Source organism: Pseudochrobactrum albidum (genome assembly GCF_051851455.1).
Lineage (GTDB): Bacteria > Pseudomonadota > Alphaproteobacteria > Rhizobiales > Rhizobiaceae > Pseudochrobactrum.
The window spans coordinates 24,200-48,329 of sequence record NZ_JBPVTR010000019.1; the positions used below are offsets into that span (position 1 = coordinate 24,200).

17 protein-coding genes are annotated in these 24,130 nt (G+C 51.4%); 6 read left to right on the forward strand and 11 right to left on the reverse strand.

Annotation, left to right across the window (positions count from 1 at the left end; genetic code table 11):
* Nucleotides 1-5: 5 nt before the first annotated feature.
* The 8 genes from ACSTTO_RS03735 to ACSTTO_RS03770 form a co-directional block, all read right to left on the reverse strand.
* The gene (locus tag ACSTTO_RS03735) at nucleotides 6-1,526 is read right to left on the reverse strand and encodes a thymidine phosphorylase family protein (protein ID WP_439271801.1); all 1,521 of its coding nucleotides are present in this window, start codon (nucleotides 1,524-1,526) and stop codon (nucleotides 6-8) included.
* Nucleotides 1,523-2,881, reverse strand: coding sequence for an MBL fold metallo-hydrolase RNA specificity domain-containing protein (locus ACSTTO_RS03740; RefSeq protein WP_439271802.1), 1,359 nt, complete (start codon nucleotides 2,879-2,881; stop codon nucleotides 1,523-1,525). Before ACSTTO_RS03740 ends, ACSTTO_RS03735 begins: the two co-directional genes overlap by 4 nt.
* Nucleotides 2,875-3,810, reverse strand: coding sequence for a ribose-phosphate pyrophosphokinase (locus tag ACSTTO_RS03745; RefSeq protein ID WP_439271803.1), 936 nt, complete (start codon nucleotides 3,808-3,810; stop codon nucleotides 2,875-2,877). Before ACSTTO_RS03745 ends, ACSTTO_RS03740 begins: the two co-directional genes overlap by 7 nt.
* A gap of 92 nt (nucleotides 3,811-3,902) precedes the next feature.
* Nucleotides 3,903-6,293 (reverse strand): phosphoketolase family protein, encoded by a 2,391-nt coding sequence (locus ACSTTO_RS03750; protein WP_439271804.1) that lies wholly within the window; start codon nucleotides 6,291-6,293, stop codon nucleotides 3,903-3,905.
* Entirely contained in the window at nucleotides 6,286-7,509 is a 1,224-nt protein-coding gene (locus ACSTTO_RS03755) for an acetate/propionate family kinase (RefSeq protein WP_439271805.1), read from the reverse strand. The genes ACSTTO_RS03750 and ACSTTO_RS03755 overlap by 8 nt, the downstream gene beginning before the upstream one ends.
* Nucleotides 7,510-7,572: 63 nt before the next feature.
* Nucleotides 7,573-8,685 (reverse strand): ABC transporter permease, encoded by a 1,113-nt coding sequence (locus ACSTTO_RS03760; RefSeq protein WP_439271806.1) that lies wholly within the window; start codon nucleotides 8,683-8,685, stop codon nucleotides 7,573-7,575.
* A 1-nt stretch (nucleotide 8,686) separates the two neighbouring features.
* Nucleotides 8,687-11,479 (reverse strand): ribosome-associated ATPase/putative transporter RbbA, encoded by a 2,793-nt coding sequence (rbbA, locus tag ACSTTO_RS03765; RefSeq protein WP_439271807.1) that lies wholly within the window; start codon nucleotides 11,477-11,479, stop codon nucleotides 8,687-8,689.
* Nucleotides 11,476-12,555 carry an HlyD family secretion protein gene (locus ACSTTO_RS03770; protein ID WP_439271808.1) on the reverse strand — a complete coding sequence of 360 codons (1,080 nt, stop codon included), beginning with the start codon at nucleotides 12,553-12,555 and terminating at the stop codon, nucleotides 11,476-11,478. The genes rbbA and ACSTTO_RS03770 overlap by 4 nt, the downstream gene beginning before the upstream one ends.
* A gap of 342 nt (nucleotides 12,556-12,897) precedes the next feature.
* Here ACSTTO_RS03770 and ACSTTO_RS03775 point away from each other — a divergent pair, with 342 nt between their 5' ends.
* On the forward strand, nucleotides 12,898-14,457 hold the full coding sequence (locus ACSTTO_RS03775) for a D-aminopeptidase (protein ID WP_439271809.1): 1,560 nt from the start codon (nucleotides 12,898-12,900) through the stop codon (nucleotides 14,455-14,457).
* Nucleotides 14,458-14,503: 46 nt separating this feature from the next.
* On the opposite strand, the gene ACSTTO_RS03780 is transcribed toward ACSTTO_RS03775, so the two are convergent.
* Nucleotides 14,504-16,549, reverse strand: coding sequence for a TonB-dependent receptor domain-containing protein (locus tag ACSTTO_RS03780; protein ID WP_439271810.1), 2,046 nt, complete (start codon nucleotides 16,547-16,549; stop codon nucleotides 14,504-14,506).
* Between the two features lie 453 nt (nucleotides 16,550-17,002).
* On the opposite strand from ACSTTO_RS03780, the gene ACSTTO_RS03785 reads away from it, so the two are divergent.
* From ACSTTO_RS03785 to ACSTTO_RS03800, 4 genes are all read left to right on the forward strand, one after another.
* Nucleotides 17,003-18,334, forward strand: a complete 1,332-nt coding sequence (locus ACSTTO_RS03785; protein ID WP_439271811.1) for an MFS transporter — start codon at nucleotides 17,003-17,005, stop codon at nucleotides 18,332-18,334.
* Between the two features lie 157 nt (nucleotides 18,335-18,491).
* Nucleotides 18,492-19,037, forward strand: coding sequence for a DUF924 family protein (locus ACSTTO_RS03790; RefSeq protein WP_439271812.1), 546 nt, complete (start codon nucleotides 18,492-18,494; stop codon nucleotides 19,035-19,037).
* 133 nt (nucleotides 19,038-19,170) lie between these two features.
* Nucleotides 19,171-19,833, forward strand: a complete 663-nt coding sequence (locus ACSTTO_RS03795) for an RluA family pseudouridine synthase (RefSeq protein ID WP_439271813.1) — start codon at nucleotides 19,171-19,173, stop codon at nucleotides 19,831-19,833.
* 9 nt (nucleotides 19,834-19,842) lie between these two features.
* Entirely contained in the window at nucleotides 19,843-20,457 is a 615-nt protein-coding gene (locus tag ACSTTO_RS03800) for a class I SAM-dependent methyltransferase (protein ID WP_439271814.1), read from the forward strand.
* On the opposite strand, the gene ACSTTO_RS03805 is transcribed toward ACSTTO_RS03800, so the two are convergent.
* The gene (locus ACSTTO_RS03805) at nucleotides 20,424-21,686 is read right to left on the reverse strand and encodes a TIGR03862 family flavoprotein (protein WP_439271815.1); all 1,263 of its coding nucleotides are present in this window, start codon (nucleotides 21,684-21,686) and stop codon (nucleotides 20,424-20,426) included. The two genes, ACSTTO_RS03800 and ACSTTO_RS03805, sit on opposite strands and share 34 nt — an antisense overlap.
* Before the next feature lie 401 nt (nucleotides 21,687-22,087).
* Here ACSTTO_RS03805 and ACSTTO_RS03810 point away from each other — a divergent pair, with 401 nt between their 5' ends.
* Nucleotides 22,088-22,801 carry an autoinducer binding domain-containing protein gene (locus ACSTTO_RS03810; protein ID WP_439271816.1) on the forward strand — a complete coding sequence of 238 codons (714 nt, stop codon included), beginning with the start codon at nucleotides 22,088-22,090 and terminating at the stop codon, nucleotides 22,799-22,801.
* Between the two features lie 59 nt (nucleotides 22,802-22,860).
* On the opposite strand, the gene ACSTTO_RS03815 is transcribed toward ACSTTO_RS03810, so the two are convergent.
* Entirely contained in the window at nucleotides 22,861-24,117 is a 1,257-nt protein-coding gene (locus tag ACSTTO_RS03815) for a D-amino acid dehydrogenase (protein ID WP_439271817.1), read from the reverse strand.
* Between the last annotated feature and the right edge of the window lie 13 nt (nucleotides 24,118-24,130).

A 24,130-nucleotide genomic window follows, 5' to 3' on the forward strand; every position in this document is an offset into this window, starting at 1 on the left:
TTTTCTTAGCTGTCCGGTCTGATAGCAATCAGTGTTTCGGCTTCGCGGGCAAATTGCACCGCATAAGCCAGTTCTCCCTGTGCCGCAGCATAGATTTTAAACAGGGGTTGTCCTTTGCGCACAATATCATCAATCCGCACATGCATATAAAGCCCTGCACCCGTTGAGCGCGGCGCTCCGGCAAGTTTGGCAACACGCGCCAGATTGCGATTGTCAATATTGGTAATCACCCCGTCATGCGGTGCGGTTATCGTGTAAAAATGCGGGGCAATTTCAGGAGTGTGCAGGCCACCTTGTGCAAGGCAAATAGCCTGGAATTTTTCCCATGCCCTGCCATCCGCAATGGTTGCAAGGGCAAGGGCCTTGCCGTGGCCTTCAGCCGCTGCTCCGCCAATCTCAAGTGCGGCTCCGGCAAGTGTTGCCGCACGCTCGCGCAAATCCTGCGGGGCGTGGTCTTCATTGCGCAACACGGCCAGCACATCCAGCGCCTCCAGAGCCGGGCCGATACCCCTGCCAACCGGCTGACTGCCATCGGTATAAACACAGGTTATGGTCAGTCCGAATTCCTTGCCCACATTGGTCAGCATGTTTGCTAGCTGATGTGCGGCTTCATGGCTGCGCACCTTGGCTGTTGCGCCTACCGGAATATCAATCACCACATGGGTAGAGCCTGCGGCAACTTTTTTGGAAAGCACCGAGGCAATAAGCTGGCCTTCTGTATCAATATCCAGATCCCGTTCCACACGAATGAACACATCATCGGCCGGCGAGAGCTGCACCGCGCCGCCCCAGGCCATGCAGCCGCCATGCTCGCGCACCACCTGTTTGAGCCTGTCCAGCTCCAGATTAACAGGAGTGAGGGTTTCCATTGTATCGGCGGTACCGGCGGGTGAGGTGATAGCCCGTGATGAGGTTTTGGGCATTGTCAGCCCATGTGCGGTTACAACAGCCACCACAATTGGCGTTGTGCGGTTGCCGGGCAGGCCGCCAACACAATGTTTGTCGAGAACAATATCCTTGTCCCAGTGCAGCCGCTCACCGGCACCGATCATGGCTTTGGTAAGATAGATGGTTTCCTGCAAATCCAGCGGCGGCGTGGCGCTGGCGGTTAAAAAAGCGGCCAGATGCACATCCGTATAGCGCCGCGCCACCACATCATCAATAATGGCGCTGATGCCCTGATAATCAAAACGATTGCCATATATGCGGCTGCGGATAAAAGATAATGAGGCAAGAGCCGGCGGGTGGCTGATTGCAACAGCATCCCCTTCCTCAACCCCTAATAATTCCCACGCTGTCTGGGAAAGGCCGATTGTATCAAGCGGCAGCAAATCACTGTCGATTTGCAAAAGCTCCGCATAAACCGAGCGATCACCGGCACTGACCTGAATATGCGAGCGCGAGGTGATACCGGCAGAATGACAGGCGGGGCAATCGGTGCGCATGATTACAACGGCCTGATCATGGGTATAAAGCCCAAGCCGTTTGGCTTTCAGCGGCGGATGATCACAAAGCGGGCTGTTCATAGTTTAAATTCCTGATCCTGGCGCGGCACAACACTTTCCCAGCCAAGCTGGCGGTCAATATTGACGCGCAGGGCCTCTGAAGCATCCGGCTCGCCGTGAATAATGAAGGTCTTTTTGGGTGGAATTTGAAAACCGGAAAGCCAGCGCAGCAGGCCATTGGCATCAGCATGGCCGGAAAGCGTATCAATATGCGCCACTTCCGCATTGACCGGCACCCACATGCCATGCAGTTTCAGCTCCTTTGCCCCTTCACGCAAGGCGCGCCCGCGGGTGCCCGCTGCCTGAAAACCGGCTAAAAGAATGGTGTTTTTCGCATCGGGTGCATAATTTTTCAGATGGTGGAGAATGCGCCCGCCCGTTGCCATGCCGGAAGCGGAGATGACAATTTTAGGATAGGGATTATTATTGATTGCCTTTGAATCCTCCACATCCTCCGTATAACGGGCAATTCTGTAAGCTTCACGCGCATCATCGGGCGATAATTTATGATCTTGCATATGTTTGGCCATTAATGCGGTGGCATCAATGGCCATCGGGCTGTCAAGAAAGATCGGCACGGAGGCAAGGCGTCCGGCCTGTTTAAGCCTCCAGAAATAATAGAGCAGTTCCTGTGCCCGCCCCACCGCAAAAGACGGGATCACCAAGGTGCCGCCGCGCTGTACGGTTTTTTCGGCAATGGCGCCCAATGCTTCGGCGGGATCACCCTGTTCATGCAGGCGGTTGCCGTAAGTGGATTCCACAATCACATAATCGGCTTTTTCCGGTGTAACGGGATCCGGCATTAACGGGTGATTATAGCGGCCGATATCGCCGGAAAACACGATACGTTTGCCGCCCCAGTCGATCTGCACATTGGCGGCGCCAAGAATGTGGCCGGCATAGCGGAAGCGAAAGCGCAGATCATCGAGAATGGTGATGGTCTGGTTAAATTCCACCGTGGAAAAATGGCCGATCGCCTTTTCCGCATCATGCGCATCATAAAGCGGCAGGGCGGGAGAATGTCTGGTGAGTTTATGCCGGTTGAGAAAATCGGCATCTTTTTCCTGCAAATGGCCGCTGTCTTTGAGAATAAGTTCCGCAACATCGCGGGTGGCGGGGGTGGAATAAATCTTGCCGCGAAATCCTTGTTTAACAAGGCGGGGCAGATAGCCGCTATGATCGAGATGGGCATGGGTGAGAATAACCGCATCAATATCGCGGGCAGGAATGCTAAGATTTTCCCAGTTCAGTTCACGCAGGTTTTTAAAACCCTGAAACAGGCCGCAATCAACCAGCACATGATGCCGGCCATTAGACAGTAAATGTTTGGAACCGGTTACAGTGCCCGCAGCACCTAATGGTTTGAATGTCAGCATGATACACTCTTTTCTGCGTTTTTTGCCTTTGCGGCCAGTTGCCTGATGCCTTGAACAATCAATCCTGCAACGGAAATATTATTGCTGCTATGCGGTACACAATCAGTGGTGATGATTTTTGCGGCAACTGCGTTTAAGCGTTCATAGGCATCATCGGCGAAAAGCCCGTGGACAGCAAGACAGACCGGTTTGGCAAAACCCTGTGCCTGCAGCTGTTTGGCGGCTTCAATCATGGTGCGGCCGGAAGAAGCAATATCATCGACCAGAACCGGTGTTTTATTTTTCCATTCAGAGAGATCACCAATGTGAATTTCCACATTGCGATCACCAAAGCGTGTTTTGCGCAAAACGGTAAAAGGAGCCGCGCAATATTCGCCGATACGGCTGACCCATTGTTCGCTTTCTTCATCCGGCCCGATCAGCAATGGCTGTTCAATATGGCGGCTGACCCAGTTTGCCAGCACCGGGGCTGATTCCAGCGCAAGAGCAGGAATATTGTAAATTTCCGCCAGGGAATGGTAGCGGTGCAGATGCGGATCAATGGTCAGTAAACTGTCAAAAGTTGAAGAAACAAGGCGGGAAAAACTGCGTGAAGTGATCGCTTCCCCGGATTTGAAGCGGATATCCTGACGCATATAGGCCAGATAGGGGCTGATGAGATTAACTGAACGCGCTTTCAGATCGCGTGCGGCATCGGCGGCAAACACCAGCGATAAAAACTGATCATCGGGCTGCGCAAGTGTGCAGATAAAATCCACATCACTCCCCTCAACATCATCCAGCAGCCGGATATAGCTTTCACCATCGGGAAAGCGGCGGGTTTCCAGGGAGCCGAGCCGGTAATTGCCGTCCAGAGCAATGGCGCGTGCCAGTTCCTCATTGCCGGGAAGGGGAATAATCAAACGTTTTTCAGCCGGGGTCGAAGCCATATCACGCATCCATCAATTAAAATCATGTATCAAATGAGCAAAGACGGAAACGGGCTAAGGATTGCCCGTTTCCAAATTTCTTGTCCGGATTATCAGGCCATTGCGCTGCGTTTGTATGGCCATTTCCAATTACGGATTTCCGGCATATCCTCACCGTTTTCACGCACATAATCATGATGCTTCCGCAATTTCTGCTGCAATGCGGCAATGACCGGCTCTGTCTGTGCTTTATCCGGTGGCAGCCGGTTCAGCGCCTCAATTGCGAGGTGATAACGATCCAGCTCATTCATCACCGCCATATCAAAAGGCGTGGTGGTGGTGCCTTTTTCGATAAAGCCGCGCACATGGAAATTGGGGTGATTGGTACGCTTATAAACCAGCCGGTGGATGAGATAAGGATAGCCGTGATAGGCAAAAATTACCGGCCGGTTGGTGGTAAACAGCGCATCAAACGCATCATCTGCAATACCATGCGGGTGATGCCGGGGAGATTGCAGCGCCATCAGATCAACAATATTGACCACACGAATGCGCAAGTGAGGCAATGCCTCACGCAGGATTGCCGTTGCCGCCAGTGTCTCCATGGTCGGCACATCACCGGCACAGGCCATGACCAGATCCGGCTCTGACCCGTCTTCTGTTCCTGCCCAGTCCCATTTGCCAAGTCCGGCCTTGCAGTGTTTTTCCGCCTCTTCCATGGTCAGCCATTGCGGAGAAGGCTGTTTGCCGGCCACAATCACATTCACACGGTTCCATGTTTTCAGGCAGTGATCCCCCACCCAGAGCAGGCTGTTGGCATCCGGCGGAAAATAAACCCGCACAATATCGGCGCTCTTATTGGCTACCAGATCCACAAAGCCCGGATCCTGATGGGAAAAACCATTGTGATCCTGCCGCCAGACATGGGATGTGAGCAGATAATTGAGTGAGGAGACCGGCTTGCGCCATGGCAGCTCACGTGCGACCTGCAGCCATTTGGCGTGCTGGTTGAACATGGAATCAACAATATGGATAAAAGCTTCATAGCAGGAAAAGAAACCATGCCGGCCGGTGAGAAGATAGCCTTCCAGCCAGCCCTGACATAAATGTTCGCTCAACACTTCCATCACGCGGCCATCGGCAGCAAGATGGTCATCACTTTCCAGTGTTTGCGCCATCCAGACGCGGTCTGTCGCTTCAAAAACACTGCCAAGGCGGTTGGATGCGGTTTCATCCGGACCAAAAACACGGAAATTTTGCTCTTGTGCATTAAGGCGCAAAACATCGCGTAAATAATCACCCAGAATTTTGGTGGTTTGCGCCACAACGGCACCCGGCTCAGTCATCTGAACCGCATATTGACGGAAATCCGGCGTGTTCAGTTCCTTGCGCAGCAGGCCGCCATTGGTATGCGGATTGGCGCTCATGCGTTTTTCGCCCTTTGGCGCCAATGCCCGCAATTCCGGTTTCAGTTTGCCTGTATCATCAAACAAGTCTTGCGGATGATAGCTGCGCATCCAGTCTTCCAGGATTTTGCGATGGGCATCATCCGCGCGGCAATTGGCAACCGGCACCTGATGGGAGCGCCAGTGGTTTTCAACCATTTTGCCGTCAACATTTTTGGGGCCTGTCCAGCCTTTCGGGCTGCGCAGAATAATCATTGGCCAGCGCGGGCGGGCAGGGGATTTGACATCCGCCTGTTGCTTGATTGCTTTAATACGGTCAAAAGCCATATCCAGCGTGGCGGCCATCATTTGATGCATGATTTGCGGATCATTGCCCTCAACAAAAAACGGCTCATAGCCATAGCCGGTGAACAGGCTATGCAATTCCTCGTCCGGCATTCGTGCAAGCAAGGTCGGATTGGCGATTTTATAGCCGTTAAGATGCAAGATCGGCAGCACGGCGCCATCGCGCTGCGGGTTGAGAAATTTGTTGGAATGCCATGCTGCTGCAAGCGGGCCGGTTTCGGCTTCGCCATCGCCCACCACACAGGCAACCACAAGATCAGGATTATCAAATGCCGCGCCATAGGCATGTACAAGCGCATAGCCAAGCTCGCCGCCCTCATGGATGGAGCCCGGTGTCTCCGGTGCCACATGGCTTGGTATGCCGCCGGGAAATGAGAATTGGCGAAACAGCTTGCGCATGCCCGCCTCATCTTCACTGATATCGGGATAAATTTCCGAATAGGTGCCTTCCAGATAGGTATTGGCCACCATGCCGGGGCCGCCATGGCCGGGGCCGCAAATATAGATCACATCAGCATCACGCTCTTTAATGATACGGTTGAGATGCACATAAACAAAATTGAGCCCCGGTGTTGTGCCCCAATGGCCGAGCAGGCGCGGTTTGACATGATCGGGCTTCAGCGGCTTGCGCAGAAGCGGGTTTTGCATCAGATAAATCTGACCGACCGAAAGATAATTGGCTGCGCGCCAGTAACGGTCAATAAGCTGCAATTGCTGGGGAGAAAGAGGCTGGGTGCCAGTCTGATTATTCATTCCGGAAATCCTTAACCTGTTGGGAGGAAATGGGTTGCGGGGAGATATTGAGGATTTTGCACGTATCCTGCGCAATGATGCGTTCTTCATCGGTTGCAAGAATAAAAGCGGCAATGCGGCTTGCCGGTGTGGTGATGCGGAAAGCGCCTGCATGATTGGCTTTCTCATCAATCTTTGCACCGAGCCAGCTTAATTTGCGGCAGATGGCTGCGCGGATAGCCGGCTGGTGCTCGCCAATACCGGCGGTGAAAATAAGCGCATCAAACCCGCCTAAAACGGAAGCGAGGCGGCAGATTTCACCGGCAATGCGCAGTGTAAAAAGTTCAATTGCCTCTATGGCTGGTGCGGCAGAATTATTTATTAATTCACGGCAATCGCCGCTCATGCCGGAAACACCAAGGAGCCCGCATTGGTGATAGAGCAGATCTGTCAGAGCGTCATTGCTGATATTTTTCTGTGTGAGCAGATGCAGCAGCACGCCGGCATCAATATTGCCGCAGCGCGTGGCCATGGGAATCCCATCAAGCGTTGAAAAACTCATGCTGGTATCAACGCTTTTGCCCCCAGAAAGTGCGCAAAGGCTGGCGCCGCTGCCAAGATGGGCGATAATGACCTTGCCTTTGCTTAAAGCCGGCTCCCGATCAGCAAAATCATTGATCACGGATTGATAGGACAGGCCGTGAAATCCATAGCGTTTGATACCCTGTTCATGCATGACGCGGGGAATGGCAAAGCGGCGCACAATCTCCGGCATGGTGCGGTGAAAAGCCGTGTCAAAAGAGGCGGATTGCGGAATTTGCGGAAAAAGCCGGCGGACAGCCCTGATCAGCGCAAGGCTTTTTGGCTGGTGCAAGGGCGCAAAAACCGCAAGCTGATCAATGGCGGCAATCACCTGATCATCAATTTTTACCGGCTCGTCAAACAGATCGCCGCCATGCACAATACGGTGGCCGATAGCGGTAATGCGGCTTAGATCCATATGGGGGGAAAGTTTTTCAAAAACCTCGCCCATAATCATGACAATATCATCATGAGCTTGCGCTTGCAGGGCAATATCCAGCCGGTTTGTGCCGTGCTCCAGATGAAAATTCAAAGGAGAGGCGGCAAAATCAATGCCGGCTCTGGCCGATTTGCGAAGAGCCGTGCCTTGCTGTTCAAAAGCGCCGATTTTAACGGTGGATGATCCCGTATTGAATGTGAGAATTAAACCACTCATTTTGTACCTTTATGATGAACCGGCGCTTTTTCAGCTTGGATAAACAATCAAATCTTGCGTCTCTTACCTCAGAAAATTGCGGAAACGGCGCAGCGCAAAGAAAAACAACACACTACCAATTGCTAACAACGCCAGAAATTGCGGCCAGATAACGCTGAAACCTGCACCACGGAACAAAACCGACTGGGCAATGATGACAAAATGGGTGTTGGGTGCTGCCAGCATAATCGTCTGGATGATTTCCGGCATGCTTTCGCGCGGGGTCATTGCGCCGGAAAGCACCTGAAGCGGCAACAGCACCAGCACAATCAACAGCCCGAATTGCGGCATGGAACCGGCAATGGTGGCCAGATAAATGCCAAGGCTGGTGGTGGCAAAAAGTTGCAGCGCCACACCGCATAAAAACAACAGGACTGAGCCATTGAGCGGCACTGCCAGCACACCCTTGACGATAAAAATCAGTGACAAGGCGGTGGCAACGAGCACTACCAGCCCCATCGACCAGACCTTGCTGATCATGATTTCAACCGGCGTGACAGGCATGACCAGCAAGTGTTCAATTGTGCCGTGTTCCCGCTCGCGGATCAGTGCCGCACCGGTTAAAATGATGGAAAGCATGGTAACAGAGGCAATCACATTGGTGACCGCGCCAAACCAGCCTTTATTAAGATCCTGATTGAAGCGGGCACGCAGATTCTGCTCAACCGGCAATTTGGTTGCCCCGCGATAATGGTTGAGAAATTCACTCACCTCATTGGTGACAATGGCCTGCACATAGCGCCCGCCGGTAAAGGCCTGGCTCATGCGGGTGGCATCAATATTGAGCTGAATGGTCGGGTTGCGGCCTGCCAGAAGATCACGCTGGAAGCTTGGGGGAATATCCAGCGCAAATGTATCAAGCCCCGTATCCATGCGCCTGTCCATCTCATAGGCGGAGATGAGTTTGGGTGGCACAAAATAAGGCGGATAAAAAGCAGAGGTAATGCGGCCGGAGATTGGCGATTGATCTTCATCCACAATAGCAATGGCCGCATTATTGAGATTTTCCGGCATTGCTTTGGAGGCGGTGTAAATTGCCAGCGAAAAAGCATAAATAATCAGGATAATCAGCATCGGATCACGCGCCAGACCGCGCAATTCCTTGATGCCAAGCCGCCATATATTGGATATCCTCATGTCAGCGTGCCTGTTTTTTGAGTAGAACTATTCCCAGCACCAGCAGCACCGGAACAGTGATGAGCAGCATCAGGAAAGGCAGCCCCAGATCAGAGAAGCTGAGCGCCTTGGAGAAAGTGCCGCGGGAAATGATGGTGAAATAGGTTGTCGGGTAAATCTGCCCGATGAGCGCGCCCGCCCCATGCAGGGAGGAGACCGGATCAATAATGCCTGAATATTGCACCGCAGGGATCAGCGTCATCAAGGCGGTGCCGAAAATGGCGGCAATCTGGCTGTTCATAAAGGTGGAAATAACCAGCCCCATACCGGTGGTAATCACCACATAAAGCAGTGCTGCCGTGGCATAGGTGAGGAAACTGCCGCTGAAAGGCACCCGAAAGACAAAGACAGCAAAGGCGGTGAGCATTAAGAAATTGAAAAAGGCCAGCGCAATATAGGGCAGTTGCTTGCCCATCAGAAATTCGAATTTTGTGACCGGTGTCACATAGAAATTAATGATGGAGCCAAGCTCTTTCTCACGCACAACACTTAACACGGAAAGCATGGCCGGAATAACCAGCAGCAAAAGCGGAATGACCGCCGGCACCATGGCGACCAGACTTTGCACATCCGGATTATAGCGATAGCGGATCTCCATATTGAAACGGGTGAGTGCGGATGTATTGCCGTAAAGTTCCCGGGCTTTTTGGGAAATCCAGTTCAGATGCGTGCCTTGCACATAGCCTTGGATGGTTTCTGCACGCACCGGCATGGCGCCGTCAATCCAGGCGGCAATTTCAACCGGGCGGCCATGTTCAACATCGCGTGCAAAATTGGGCGGAATTTCAATGGCCAGGCTGATTTCGCCATTGCGCATGCGCTTATCCAGATCATCATAATCGAGGATTGGCGCCTGTTCGATAAAATAACGCGAGCCGGAGAACTGGCGAATATAATCGCGGCTGATGGTGGTATCATCGCGGTCAAGCACCGCAAAACTGAGATTATTCACATCCAGATTAATGCCATAACCGATCACAAACAGCAGGATAACACTGCCAAGCATCGCCAAAGCAGCGCGGATCGGGTCGCGGCGCAATTCCAGCCCCTCCCGCCTTGTATAGGCAAGCATACGCCGCAGATCCGGCAAAAAGCCGGAGGAGGTTTTGGGCGTTTTGGGTGCCGGTTGCGCTATCGGGGATGCTGGCGCGCAAGGCGCAATTTGTTGCGGCTTCGGGGCGGGGGCTGTTTCACCAATAGCGTCTTCCAAATAGCCGATAAAGGCTTCTTCCAATGTTGTTGCAGACCGGCTGGCGGTGATTGCCTTTGGCGTGTCACTGATCAGCACCTTGCCTGCATGCATCAGGGAAATACGATCGCAAAGCTCCGCTTCATTCATGAAGTGGGTGGAGACGAAAATTGTCACATTATCCTTGCGGGAGAGATCAGCCAGAATTTGCCAGAATGCATCACGCGCCACCGGATCAACGCCGGAGGTTGGCTCATCAAGAATGAGAATATCCGGCTCGTGAATGAGCGCCACCGCCAGCGACAGGCGCTGGCGGATACCAAGCGGCATATCATCAGGATAAACATCCATCACATTGGTAAGATCAAAACGCTGTGACAGTTCTTCAATGCGTTTTGTGGTTCTGGCTTCTTCCATGCCGAATAATCTGGCGTGCAGCGTGAGATTTTGATGCACTGTCAGTTCAGAATAAAGCGAAAACGCCTGCGACATATAACCGACGCGGCGGCGGATATCGATATCTTTGGGATCCACCTCGCGGCCAAACAGCCTTGCGGTGCCCTCACTGGCGGGCAACAGGCCGGTGAGCACTTTCATGGTTGTGGATTTGCCGCAGCCATTGGAGCCGAGAAAGCCGAAAATCTCGCCGCGCGGAATGCGGAAACTGACATTATCTACCGCGGTGAAAGTGCCAAAACGCACCGTGACATGTTCTGCCTCAATGGCAATGCCGGCGGTTGCTTGCGCATCACGCGGGGGAATGATCACCTCATGGTGCCCCTGCCGCAATTCTTCCGGCAACAGGGCGATAAAAGCGGCATCAATATTGGGCGTGCCGGTGTGCTGCATCAGCTCTTGCGGGGTGCCGGTGGCAAGAATTGCCCCGTCATTCATGGCAACCAGCCAATCAAAACGCTCAGCCTCCTCCATATAGGCGGTGGCAACAATCACGCTCATGCCGGGGCGGTCTTTGCGGATATCGTCAATCAGCTCCCAGAACTGGCGCCGTGACAAAGGATCAACGCCGGTGGTCGGCTCGTCAAGGATCAACAAATCCGGATCATGAATGAGTGAACAGCACAGGCTGGTTTTTTGCTTCATCCCACCGGAAAGCTTGCCCGCAGGCCGATCAGCAAAGGGGGACATGCCGGTGCGTGCCAGCAAATCAGCAATGCGGCGCTCGCGCTCATGTTTGTTATGGCCGAATAGCCGGCCGAAAAATTCAATATTTTCAAAAACGGAAAGGGTTGGATAAAGGTTTTTACCAAGCCCTTGCGGCATATAGGCAATGCGCGGAAAGGCTTGTTGGCGGTGGCGTTTGTCCGCAATATCGCCGCCAAGAACATCAATTTTTCCCTGCTGCATCATGCGTGCGCCGGCAATCAGTGAGAGCAGGCTGGATTTACCCACCCCATCAGGCCCGATCAGGCCGATCATCCGCCCTGCGGGAATATTAAGCGTGATATCGCGCAATGCCTGCTTGTTATTATAAGTCAGGCTGACATTTTCTGTGCGGACGACAAAATCGCCGTCTGCCTTATGATGACTTGCGAGGGGGCTGTTCATTTTACCGGTTCCGCAAGATGTTGTGGCCATTCAGCTTGCTCGCTGAGTTTGACATAAACAATGCCGGGCAGGCCGGTTTTGACCATTTGAATATGTTTTTGCAGCAATTCCTGCGGGATTTTTGCCTTGACGCGGAAGACGAGTTTCTGACGCTCTTCTTCAGTTTCAACCGATTTTGGCGTAAATTGCGCCACATCGGCTACAAAGCTGATTTTGGCGGGGATGACATATTGCGGCGCCGCATCGAGCACAATGCGTGCATCCGCGCCGATTGCCACCTGACCGGCCTGCGCTGTGGGCAGGAAGAAGGTCATGTAAACATCGCTTAAATCAACCAGATTGAGCACGCGGCCGCCGGCGGGGATCACTTCGCCTGGCTGTGCCACGCGATATTGCACACGGCCGGGCTTGGGTGCCTTGAGCGTGGCATCATTAATCTCGACATTGATGCTGGCAATAGCCGCTTTGGCGGCATCAACCGCGGCTTCGGCATCAACCACCTGCGCTTTGGCGGCGCTGATACCGGCATTGGTGGCGGCAAGCTGCGCCTTGGCGGCGCTGACAGCAGCTTCCACCCCTTGGGCATTGGCGCGGTCATCATCAAGAATCTGCTGGGAGACGGTGCGCGATTCACTCAATTGCTGCGAACGGCTGAGCCTGCGCTTGGCGGCATCAAGCTGTGCTTCACGCTGGGCGATGATGGCCTCTGCGGCTTTATATTCAGCCTCGCGCTGGGCAACAAGGCTGCGGGCGGTTTCAACACCGATTTCCGCGCGGCGCAATTGCGCTTCTGCCTGCCGGCGCTGGCTCTCGGCCTGATCTGTATCCATACGGGCAAGAATATCGCCTTCATTCACAAAATCGCCTTCATCGGCTAAAATATCGCGAATGCGCCCCGGGCTTTTGGTGGAAATATCAATTTCAACCGCTTCAATGCGCCCGTTGCCGGAGGCAATGCCAGCGGGCAGGCCGCTATTGTTAAGCTTGTCCCATGCATAGTAACTGCCGGCTGCTATCAATGCCAAAGCCGTAACAAGAATGTATTTTTTATACCTGCCTGATTGATTTTGTGTCATTTACTGCGCCTGACTGTTCAAGAAAATTTTATTTGTTAAGTGCTCTGGTAAGGCTGAGCTGTCATTGATTCTAATCAATACTAATTTTTTCTTTTACCATATCATCCATTTGTATGATGTGATTAATAACATTTATTTTCACGAAATTTTGACTTGACGTCATCTTGAACGGCTGCAGAGGCTCTGAAAGAGCATAATTGTGTGCTTGCCGGCTAAAACCGCTTCACATCTGTGCGGCAAATATTCTAATGCAGAGTTTTAAGGACAGAGACGATAAGGGTTGCTGTCTTGCTGTTCTTTTTGGGAGGGCGGCAATTTTACTGCTTTTTGGGAAATGAAATTATGCAGGCTGTTGATAAAAACGCAATTGATGCTGTGATGCGTGCTTTGCCGGAGCATCATAAGGGGCCGGGGGGCGTGGCCGCAGTCCTTAAAGATGGTGAGGTGATTGCAAAACAGGTCTGGGGCTTTGCAGATATGCAAAAGCGCGTGCCAATGAGCAGCGAGACCTTGATGCCGATCTGCTCTGTGAGCAAGGAATTTACCTGCGCTGTATTGCTGGACAGTTTTGCGGATATTTCTGTTCTTGATGCGGCATTGGCTGCCTATCTGCCGGATTTTGAAGGCGAGCGCCCGCATATTGCTGATCTGTGCAATAATCAGTCGGGTTTGCGCGATTACTGGGCGCTTACAGTGATTTGCGGTGCTGATCCTGAAGGAAAATTTACTGCAGATGATGCGAGAAAACTGCTCGGCAAAATCCGCAGCACTCATTTTGAAAGCGGCACGCATTATTCTTATAGCAATGGTAATTTTCGTCTGCTGTCATTTTTGATTGAGGAAAAAACCGGCCGTTCGCTGGATGCGTTGCTAAAGGAGCGTATTTTCCTGCCTGCGGGTATGAAAACAGCCGGATTATTTCCTGATACTTCCGTCACGCCGGGCGGCGCTGTTGGCTATGAAGGCAATATTACAGCCGGTTTTATACCGGCGGTGAATAATATTCACTGGAGCGGAGATGCCGGTATTTGTGCTTCGCTGGATGATATGATTGCCTGGGAACAGTTTATTGATGCCACGCGTGATGATGAAAACGGGCTTTATCGTCGCTTGTCCCGCCCGCAATTCTATAAAGACGGCAAGCCTGCCTGCTACAGTTTCGGGCTTAATCATGTGGAATTTGACGGGGTGAAAATTACCGGTCATGGCGGCGCGTTACGCGGATGGCGCTGCCAGCGTTTTCATGCGGCAGAAGCGCGCCTTTCCGTAATTGTGATGTTTAACCATCAGGGAAGTGCCTATGGCGCTGCAGAACAGCTGATGCGCGCGGCATTAGGTAAGTCAAAAATCAAGCAGCAGGCCTTGCCCGTGGATGCGGGCTGGTATGGCAATTATTTTGATCCGGTTTGCGGTTTAAGCCTTAGCCTTGCGCCGGCACCGGACGGGCAGGTGCATGCCCGTTTTGCCACATCGCCAGAGCTGATGGATATGCAGGAAGACGGCACTTTGCGCTCATCAGGCATGCAATTGCAGCGTGATGGCGATACTATCTTGCTGCAACGCAATGGTGAAAATCTGTCGGCGCAGATGCAGCGCGTGGCGGGAGAAGGGCGCAGGGATATTGCAGGGCGCTACCATTGCGCGGAAATGGATGCGGATTTTATCTGTGAGGTTGTTGGCGCCGGCATGTATGCCGCATTTGAAGGTTTTCTGGGGCAAGGGGCGATGCAGCCGCTTTATGCGATTGCTGAAGATATCTGGCTGCTGCCCTGCCAGCGCGGTATGGATGCACCGGCGCCGGGAGACTGGACAGTGGTTGTTGAACGCGATGTGAAGGGCACGGTTACAGGGTTGAAAATAGGCTGCTGGCTGGCACGCGGGCTAAGCTATAAAAAGCAGTAAATCTATTTTAAAAAAAACGCCGGTTAGACCGGCGTTTTTTATCTGATCAGAATTTGGATGTCAGCGATAGGAAATAGCTGCGGCCGTTTTCAACAAAGTTGGATTCTGATCTGGGTTGCTTGTCAAAAATATTGTTCACCCCTGCACGTAATGTGACATGCTCGGCCGGATCATATTTCAAAGAAATATTGGCGATATGATAGGCTGATACGTTTTGCGCGGTCAGGGTTTCCGGTTTTGCCACATAATCCACCTGTTTGCCGTAGAAAGCGAGGCCGCCGGTAAGACTGAAATTTTCGCGAAGCTGCCATGTCAAATCGGTATTGATTGAATATTTCGGATCGGCAGAGAGCGGCATGCCGGTTTCAAGATTGCGGCTCTCAATAAGATAGGTAAAGGTGTTTGCCCATGTCCAGTCATGATGCGGCGTTATAGTCAGGTTACCCTCAAAACCTTGTGTGCGTGCACGGTCAATATTGATCTGCTGTACATATTTGGTGCCGTTGGGGGTGATGAGCGATGCTTTGCGTGCTGAGGTGATCTTGTCATCAATATCATTGTAGAAATAGGTCAGACCTGCTTCCCAGTTATCCTGCAGATAGATACCACCGATTTCGAAACTATTGCTGGTTTCCGGTTTAAGATCAGGATTGCCGACCATTTCGCAAGGGCCGCCCACAGCCCCGCAACCACGCCCGCGTGATGTCTGCACCCAGTTTGGATTGAGCTGGCGCATATTGGGGGCTTTAAAGGCCTGTGCCCATCCGGCTTTCAGGGTCAGGTGCTCATTGACATCGTAATTCAAATACAGGCGCGGACTGGCATGGGTGCCAAATTTCTCGTGCTGGTCTATGCGCAGGCCTGCGGTCAGCTTCAGGCTGTCTGTCAGTCTGATCTGGTCCTCAGCAAAAATGGCGGTCGTCCACATGTTTGTTTCAGGCAGGCCGGTTGTATTGGTCACAGAATTTTTCTTGCCGAGATTTTCCGGATCTTTCATTTTTTCATAACGGTATTCTGCGCCGAGAGTCAGATTTTGTTCAAAAAGAAAATCGATCGGCATGGAGATTTTGCCATCGATTGTGTAGCTGCGCACATTGATTGTCGTCTCGCCGGTAACAGCACCTGCGCGATTGGTGATATTGTGATGATTATTGGCATCCTCTATAAAGGCAGTGATTGTGGACGTACCAAAATCCCATTCGCCAACATGGCGCAAAGAGGCCGTGTTGCGGCGGATTGAGGTTTTGCTGGTATCTATTTTGCCTGATGCGAGTGATGGGCGGTATTTTTCCTTGCCTGTGCCGGCTTCCAGCTCAAACATATGATGACTGGCTGGTGTCCATGTCAGCCGGCCGGTCATATCATAATCATCACTGCCGCCCGGTGTTTGAATATTATCATGACGGGACGGATCTGACGGTTTTTTCCGGCTGATATTACCAAAAGCCGTGAAAGTCAGCTCATCCGGCACAATTGGCCCGCTGACATAGGCACTGATTTTCTTGGCGGTGCCTGTGGCTTTGCTTTCTGGCTGAATCCATTCTGTTGTCAGGGAGCCTGTCCAGTTATTGCCGGATTTTTTGGTGATAATATTAACCACGCCGCCAAGGGCATCCGAGCCGTATAGGGTGGACATCGGGCCGCGCACGATCTCAATACGGTCAATGGCATCCACCGGTACCCAGTCGAGATCGCCATTATAATGGCGCATGGTTGTAAGCCCGGCATTAACGCGTTTGCCGTCAATAAGAATGAGTGTGTAGCCGCGCCCCATACCGCGCATGCTTATGCCGCGTGTGCCGTCACTGCCAAAGCCGATATTAAGCCCGGGCACTGTTCTTAATGCCTCGCTGATATCCGGCGCGCCGCTTTGCTGCAATTGCTCCTGGCCGACAACGGAAATGCTGGCAGGCGCATCCTTGATATTGGTGGCAACCGATGAGGCTGTAACAACAATCTGCTCCAGAACTATAGTGCCGTTTTGGGCTTGCGCTTTATCCTTTTGCGCCTGTTGGGCATGAACAGGATGGCTGAATGCCAACAAGCTGGTTGTTATGAGGTAAAGTGGTTTTACGGCAGGGGCTTGTTTCATAATTATTGCTACCTGATTAAATATGAGTCTTTTTATCATATTAATATCTGGCAATAATTGATCAAGTCTGAATCTTGGCAAATCCATGATTTGTGCGGCAGAAGTGCAGAAGTTTTTAAAACAAACACCCCGCAATACGGGCAATAATTTTTACCTGCGGCTTATAAGTACGCCGCAAAAACGCGCGGATGTTGCATGACAGCAATAATATGAAAATAAATGATAATAATGCGTAATTTTAAAAAGAAAAATGTGAATTCAAGATAGTTTTATTGCGCCTTATCAGATAAAACTTCGGCGTTTCGTGCGCCGGCTTATGATTTTGTGCGGTGTGATCTGAATATTCAGAAAGCTGTCCTGATAAGGCGGTGATCTGCTTCGTTATTTTGCAGGCTGTGTGAAATTTTTTTACAGATTTTGGGCATTGGTCTGCGCTGAACAGGATAATAAGGAATGAGTGTTTCCGGCTCTTCCCGGAAAGCTGCCGTTAACCGAGATGGCAAGGCAGCCCCGGTATTGAATTCGCCCGCCCGTGTGCTGTTTGCAAGCCTTGTCGGCACAACAATTGAATTTTTTGATTTTTATGTCTATGCAACAGCTGCGGTGCTGGTTTTTCCGATTGTATTTTTTCCGGCCAGTGACCCCACTTCGGCAATGCTGCAGTCTTTTGCAACATTCTCAATTGCTTTTTTTGCGCGCCCCTTTGGTGCAATGGTATTTGGCCATTTTGGCGATAAGATCGGCCGCAAGGCCACATTGGTTGCGGCATTGATGACAATGGGGCTTTCAACCGTGATTATCGGTTTTCTGCCTTCATATGCGCAAATCGGTGTTGTGGCGCCCTTGCTTCTGGCCTTGTGCCGTTTCGGGCAGGGGCTTGGCCTTGGCGGAGAATGGGGTGGCGCTGTGTTGCTGGCAACAGAAAATGCTCCGGCTGGCAAACGCTCATGGTATGCGATGTTTCCCCAGCTTGGCGCGCCGATTGGTTTTATTCTCTCGGCCAGCACATTTCTCATCCTTACAGATGCATTGACCAATGAACAATTTATGGCATGGGGCTGGCGCATTCCGTTTATCGGTTCAATTCTTCTGGTGCTTGTCGGGCTTTATGTGCGAATTAAAATCACTGAGACACCCGAATTCCAGAGGGCTATGGATAAGCAAGAACGGGTGCAGGTGCCGCTTGCAAGTGTTTTCCGCAATCATAAGCGCGCGCTGGTGCTCGGCACATTTTCAGCATTGGCAACATTCGTGCTGTTTTATCTGATGACAGTATTTATGTTGTCCTGGGCAACGCGTCCGGTTGAGCAGGCAGGGCTTGGCTATTCCCGTGAGCAGTTCCTGTTTATCCAGATGATCGGTGTGGTGTTTTTCGGGTTGCTTATTCCGGTATCAGGTTTGTTGTCAGACCGTTTCGGCCGCCGCTTTATCATGACCCTGACCACAATTGGCATTGGTTTATTTGGCCTTGTTATGGCGCCGCTGCTTGGCTCCGGCCTTGCCGGTGCGGTTTTGTGCTCTGTTATCGGCTTCTCGTTAATGGGTATGACCTACGGCCCGATCGGCGCGGCGCTGGCTTCACCATTTCCTACGGCCGTGCGCTATACCGGTGCTTCCATGACATTCAATCTGGCAAGTATTTTCGGTGCATCGCTGGCGCCTTATATTGCCACGTGGCTTGCCACCACTTACAGCCTTTCGCATGTGGGGCTTTATCTGCTGGCGGCTGCTGCAATCACGCTTCTGGCAATTCTTGGCCATAAGGATAAAGAATTCTCCTCCTGATATCCGGAGCGGAGTTTTTGAGAAAAGGGAGCCTAAATGGTTCCCTTTTTTATTGATTGAAACAAGATATATAATTGCGCCGCGCTCATATGGAGCTGGCAAGCCTGCCGGTTTATCCTATGTAACAATAAAGAATTACTGACAGAGGAGATGAATAATGGCGCAGCCGAGCCCGCAGGAGATACTGGATTTTTGGTTTTTACCGGCGACAGAAGCGCATTGGTTTGTGCGTTCAGACGATCTTGATGCGCAGATAAAGCAGCGTTTTTATAGTGTTTATGAGCAGGCAGCTGCCGGAGAGCTGGATCAATGGCGGGAGGAGGCGCGCAATGCATTGGCGCTGACGATTATTCTCGATCAGTTTCCACGCAATATGTTTCGCGGCACGCCGAATGCTTTTGCGACAGATGCAAAGGCGCGTGAAATTGCAAATTATGCGCTGGATCATGCCTATGATCATCGTGTCAATGTAAAAGAAAGGGCATTTTTCTATTTGCCGCTGATGCATAGCGAAAATCTGCCCGATCAACAGCGTTGTGTGCAGCTTTATGAGGCGCTGGGTGATGATTATGCGCTGGGATTTGCCCGTGAGCATCGTGATATTGTGCAGCGTTTTGGCCGTTTCCCGCATCGCAATGCCATATTGGGGCGGGAAAATACGGCGCAGGAGGCTGAATTTTTAAAAACACATAAAGGTTTTTGATAATTGACCGCGACGATTGGTTTCAAAGTCATGATGCTTTTGATGCTGTAAAGCGGGGAATAAAGATGGCGGATATGCAATGCATGTTATATCTGCACTTCTCTGTGGTGATAAAACCATGTTAGAGGGAGGCATGACAATGTCTCTCTCTCCTGTTTATAATCCGCCGCTGGAGCCGTATATTACCGTGGTCTATCGTGATGCGGATATATTGGTGCTGGATAAGCCAAGCGGCCTGCTCTCTGTGCCAGGGCGCCATCCTGCGCTGGCCGATAGTCTGGCCAGCCGTGTGCAGAAAGAATTTCCGCAGGCGCAGATGATTCACCGGCTCGACAAGGATACGTCCGGTGTGGTGTTGATGTCGCTCAACCGCAAGGCGCATGCCAAAATTGCTGCCCAATTTGAAAACCGCACAACAGAAAAATCCTATATTGCTGTGGTATGGGGCAGGGTGGAACAGGAAGAAGGGCTGATTGATCTGCCATTGGCGATTGATCCGGAAAACAAGCCGCGTCACCATGTTGATTATCGCAATGGCAAACCGGCACAAAGCCGCTGGCAGGTTCTGGAACGCGGGCAGGACCGCACAAGAGTGCGGCTATCACCGCTCACAGGGCGCACCCATCAGTTGCGGGTACATATGAAGGCTATCGGCCATGTGATTTTGGGCGATGAATTTTATGCGCAAGGCGCTCCATTGCGAGCGGCGGAGCGTTTGTTGCTGCATGCAGAACAATTACGTTTCTGTCATCCCGATGGCCGTGATATGCATTTTACCATTCCTTGCCCGTTTTGAGTGCGATTGATGCAGCAGGTAGAAAATACGGATCTGATTGTTGATTTTGTTGGCGGTGCGGTTGGCCATCGTTTTCGATCTCGCGAGGGGCGCGGTCAGGCGCTGGCAAAAGCGGCAGGGCTGGTGCGCGGGGCAACACCGGATATTGTGGATGCTACGGCGGGGCTTGGGCGTGATGCATTTTTGCTGGCTTCCCTTGGCGCAAGAGTGACCCTGATCGAGCGTTCGCCGGTTATGCATCGGTTGCTTGCCGAAGGGCTTGAGCGGGCAGCGGCTGAAGGCGGACGCTATGCGCAAACTGTGGCGCGGATGACGCTTCTGCATGGCGATTCCTGCCAGTTGCTGCCGGATCTGAACCCGCAGGTGGTGCTGGTTGATCCGATGCATCCGCCGCGTGGCAATAGTGCATTGGTGAAAAAGGAAATGCGACAGATCCGCGAGATTGTCGGCACTGATCCTGATGCGGAAAGATTGATGCAGGTGGCGCTTGAACATGCACGTGCCCGTGTGGTGCTGAAATGGCCGCTGCGTGCAGCGCCATTGGCCGGTATTCGCAAGCCGTCACATCAGATTTTAGGCAAAAGCACGCGCTATGATGTTTTTGTCAATGCCAAGCTTGGCTGAGCCTTTGGGCAAGCTTGGCTGAGTCTTTGCAGATATGTATCAATCCCTCTGGCGGCGGCGCGTCCGGTTGCCAGGCAGGCCGTGAGAAGATAGCCGCCGGTCGGCGCTTCCCAATCAAGCATTTCACCGGCGACAAACACGCCGGGTAATTTGCGCAGCATATAGTTTTCATCTATCTCATCCCATGCAATGCCGCCTGCTGAGGAAATAGCCTCAATGATCGGGCGCGGACTTATTAAAGGGAGAGCCAGATTTTTAATATGGCGGGCAAGCTGCGCGGCATTCATATGGCTGATATCGGGAATAAGCTCTCGTAACAATGCGGCTTTTACCCCTTCAATCCCTGCCGCCTTGCGCAGGCGATTGGTAAAACTGTTTTTAGGATCCTGTTTTTGCAGTGCTTGCAGCAGGCGTTCCTCACTTTTACGGGGTGTGAGGTCGAGCATAAGATTTGCGCTGCCATTTTGCTCAAGACAATCGCGCAGCGCAGCACTATGGGCATAGGTCAGGCTGCCCTCAATACCGTGTTGCGAAATAACAAATTCTCCCTCAATACGGCCTGCGGCAGAGGTTGCGGCAACGGACTTGAGAGGCGCGCCGGCAAATTTATCACGAAATAACCGGCTCCAGCGCATGTTAAACCCGCAATTTGCAGGGTGAAAATGATTAATGTGAATAGTTTTTTCCTGCAGCCACGGCACCCATGCGGCATCAGATCCGAGGCGCGGCCAGCTGGCACCGCCCAGTGCCAGCAGCGCGGCATCATGTTGCGCTTCAAATGGGCCGTATGGTGTGGAAAAAAGCAGATTATGGCCATTAAAACCCTGCCAGCGATGGCGTTGCAGAATTCTAACGCCCTGAGCCTCCAGCCGTGCAACCCAATTGCGCAACAATGGAGAGGCCTTCATATGTTTGGGAAAAATGCGGCCTGAACTGCCGGTAAAAATTTCAATATCAAGCCCCTGTACCCAGTGGCAGACATCCTCTGGCGTAAAGGCATCAAGTGCCGGTTGCAGGCGGGGCAGAGCGGTGCCAAAGCGTGTAATGAAGCGGTGATACTCTTCTGAATGGGTAATGTTGAGGCCGGATTTCCCTGCCAGAAGAAATTTGCGCGCAACCGTTGGCATTGCTTCATAAACAGTGGTTCTGTGTCCCTGTTTTGAGAGTATTTCTGCTGCCGCAAGGCCGCAAGGCCCGCCGCCGATAATGGCAATATTTCTGGAGTTCATCTGGCTCACCCATGGTTCAGGGTGTTTTTAGCCAAGTTCCCGCGCCGTGCAAGTGCGACAGGCCATAAATTGCTATTTTACGTTAAGAATCATGATGGCGGGTAATAGTGTTTCAGGTCAATAAAACCGCTGATTTTAGCATGATAAAAATGTCACTCTTTAAAAATAATGATTTTTTATTGAGTATTTTATTAGAAGTTTATGAATATTCATATTTGATTTTCAATAAAAAATATACATTTTTATTTAAAAAATATATGTTCTTTTAAATATAACTTTAAAAGTATTAATTTGTCTTAATTGATTGTCATTTTTTATTTGTATTGTTAATGTATTGGTGGTCATACTTTCTACGGAATTGAATTTTTATTTATATTTTAAAATAAGATAAGGTTTTTCTGATGAATATGTCGCGACCATTTTCTGACAGTGTCAATTTAACAGATATACAGAATTTTGAACTTGTCGATATTATCAGTAGCCATGCTTTGAAGCTCGGTTTTGAGTATTACAGCTTTATATTGCGTATTCCCCAATCACTTACACGCCCGCAGGTTAAAGGTTTGGATAATTATTCTGAAGCGTGGCGTGCTTATTATCAGACCAATGAATGTTTGCTGACAGATCCGGCCATACAATTTTCCTCACGCAGTTCAAAACCTGTAGTGTGGACGGAGAAGCTTTATAACCACAACAAATCCTTGTGGCAGGAAATGAAGCGCGATGGTCATTCTGTGGGGGTAACGCAATCCTGCTGGGGGCCGATGTCGATTACAGGATTTTTGTCTTTCAGCCGGGCATCCGATCCGATCAGCAAGGCGGAGCTGGAAGTGCTTGGGAAGGAGATGCGTCCGCTCGGTTTGACGCTTTTTACAAAACTTTATGATTATTATCGTCTGGATGAAACCATCAATGCGGAAGAGCAGGTTATTACCCTGCGCGAGCGGGAAATATTGCGCTGGACCGGTGATGGTAAAACCGCTGAGGATATTTCTATTATTCTTAATATTACGCCGCGCACAGTGCATTTTCACATGAATAATGTGCTCAATAAACTGATTGTATCCAACAAGGTTCATGCGGTGATGAAGGCGCATCTTATTGGCCTTCTTTAAATAATAAAACCGCCGCAATATTTGCGGCGGTGTTTTTATTCCTTGCAGGGATATGCCTGTTATTGGTAGCGTGACAGGCCAAGATCAGATGTGTCTATATCCGGTTTTTTGCCTGAAATAAGATCAGCCATAACGCGGGCAGAACCGGCAGACATTGTCCAGCCGAGTGTGCCGTGACCGGCATTGATATAGAGATTGTCATATTTGGTTGCGCCAATGATCGGGGTTGAATCCGGCGTCATCGGGCGCAGGCCTGACCAGAATGTGGCCTTGGAAACATCACCGGCGCCGCCAAACAGGCCGTTGAGGGAAAGCTCCAGTGTTTCACGGCGTTCCGGTTTGAGGCGGGTAATATAATCAGTCACTTCAGCCATACCGCCTACGCGGATTCGGTCACCAAGGCGGGTGATTGCAATCTTGTAGGTTTCATCCAGAATGGTGGAAACCGGTGCTCGTGTTTCATCAATAATCGGAACAGTGATTGAGTAACCTTTAACCGGATAGATCGGCACATTGAGACCAAGCCCCTTTACCAGATGCGGGGTAAAGCTGCCGAGTGCCGCCACGTAACGATCGGCAGTGAAATTGCCCTTGTTGGTCTCAACCGCAACAATGCGGCCGCTATTGAGCTGAAAACCTTTAATTGTGACGTTGTAATGAAATTTAACACCAAGCTCTTCGGCCATTTTGGCCAGCTTGTTGGTGAAGATAAAGCAATCGCCGGTGCCGTCATCGGGCATGCGCAGGCCGCCGGCAATCATGCTTTTCACATTTTTCAGCGCCGGTTCGGCAGCTATACAGCCTTCCGCATCCAGTACTTCAAAAGTGATGCCGTCCTGACGCAGGCTTTCAATATCTTTGGTCATCACCGCGTTAAAGTCTTTCTGGCTTCTAAACAGCTGCAGGGTGCCTTTTGAGCCTTCATCATAGGTTATGCCGGTATCATTGCGCAATTCAGCCAGACATTCGCGGCTGTAATTGGAAATACGCAACATGCGTGCCTTGTTAACTGCATAGGCAGAGGCGGTGCAATTGGCCAGCATGGACAACAGCCAGCTATACATTGCCGGATTGCAGGTTGGGCGGAAAATCAGCGGCGAATGTTTTTTAAACAGCCACATAGCAGCTTTTTGCGGAATGCCAGGCGCTGCCCAAGGCGTGGAATAACCATAGGAAAGCTGTCCGGCGTTAGCAAAACTCGTCTCAAGCGCCGGCCCTTCCTGACGGTCGATCACTGTCACTTCATGGCCGGCTTTGGCCAGATAATAGGCGGTGGTCACACCAATGACACCGCTGCCGAGAATGGTAACTTTCATGCTATGCCTCTGT